Consider the following 1479-nt stretch of genomic DNA (forward strand, 5'->3'; position numbering starts at 1 on the left):
CCGCCCCCTCCGCCTCCGCCTCCGCCTCGGTCTCCGCCTCGGTCTCCGCCTATCCTTCCTCCGGGCTCCGGTGCGGATCCCGGCCGTGCAGCAGCACCGGCAGTTCCTCGTGGCCGGTGGAGATGATGGACCGCAGCCGCTTCGGCGGATGCGCCGGATCGGCCAGTGCCAGCCGGGGGAAGCGCGTGAACAGCGATGTCAGGGCCGCGGTCGCCTCGGCCATCGCCAGGGGCCGGCCCAGGCAGTGGTGCACGCCGTGGCCGAAGGACAGGTGGTCCCGGCTGGTGCCGCGCGTGAGGTCGAAGCGTCCGGCGTCCGGCCCGTGCCGCTCCGGGTCGCGTCCGGCACCGGCGAAGGAGACCACGAGCGGGTCGCCCTTGGGGATGGTCAGGCCCGGTTCGATCTCGATGTCCTCGACGGCGTAGCGCAGGCCCGACATGGCGCCCGGCGCCTCGAAGCGCAGCGACTCCTCCAGGGCGTCCTCCCAGGTCGCCTGCCCGGAGCGGACGAGGTCGAGCTGGCCGGGATGAGCGAGGAGGCTGTGCACGGTGTTGTCGATGAGGTTGACGGTCGTCTCGAAGCCCGCGGTGAGCAGCAGGATCAGGTTGTCCATCAACTCCTGTTCGCTGAGGCTGCCTTCGTCGCGCGCGGCGATGAGAGCCGTCGTCAGGTCGTCGGCCGGGTGCTCGCGCTTGTGCTGGAGGAACGCGGCCAGCGTGCCGTAGAGGTCGACGGCGTTGGCCTGGGCGTCCTCAAGGGAGATCACCGTGTCGAAGAAGCGGCTGATGATCCGGTAGAGGGCCGCGCGGGGGCCGTCCTGGCCGGGCGGCACGCCGAAGAGCTCGCACACCACCTCGTGCGGAACGGGCGCCGCGAACGCGGCCCGCAGGTCGACGACCTCGCCCTGCGGGATCCGCTCCAGGGCGTCCAGCGCCCGGTCGACGATTTCCTGGACACGCGGCAGCAGAGCGTCGACGCGGCGCTTGGTGAAGGCGGCGGCCATCGGCTTGCGCAACCGGGTGTGGTCGGAGCCGTAGGCGGTGACCATGTTGCGTACCGAGACCCAGATGGCGAGCGGCCAGGTGCGGGAGATGTCCCCGTTGATCCAGGCCGGCCAGTGCTGGAAGGCGTCCTTGCTCGTCTCAGGTCCGGCAAGGAGCCGCTTGTTCAGCTCCAGGCCGGTGATCCACCACGCCCGTACGCCGCCGGGGAGTTCGACCTCCACGGCCGGGCCCTGGGCACGGATCCGGGATATCTCGCCGTAGAGATCCTGACCGGACGGGTCGATCGACAGGAAGGGGCAGGCCTGCTGTGCCATGACTCATCGCTCCTTGGTCCAGAACGCTGGGGGACCATCGTGCGATCCGCGGAGGGAAAAAACTTGGCATCCGGTTTGTTTTGGCCACAGCATCACCCACTGTCGGCCAAGGGCGGGTGGCTACCGCAGCGCGAGCCCCGCCCTGCCCGCCTCCGCCTGCC

The 1479-nt window shown here is 70.6% G+C and carries 1 protein-coding gene; it reads right to left on the reverse strand.

Annotated elements, in window-relative coordinates; all coding sequences use genetic code 11:
* Positions 1 to 49: 49 nt before the first annotated feature.
* Positions 50 to 1318 (reverse strand): cytochrome P450 family protein, encoded by a 1269-nt coding sequence (locus C1J00_RS43160; protein WP_102914207.1) that lies wholly within the window; start codon positions 1316 to 1318, stop codon positions 50 to 52.
* Positions 1319 to 1479 lie beyond the last annotated feature (161 nt).

It is taken from the genome of Streptomyces cahuitamycinicus (assembly GCF_002891435.1).
GTDB lineage: Bacteria > Actinomycetota > Actinomycetes > Streptomycetales > Streptomycetaceae > Streptomyces > Streptomyces cahuitamycinicus.

Excerpts from the sequence above, each read along its gene's own strand:
- C1J00_RS43160 (WP_102914207.1), bottom strand. The coding sequence starts at position 1,318 with ATGGCACAGCAGGCCTGCCCCTTCCTGTCGATCGACCCGTCCGGTCAG.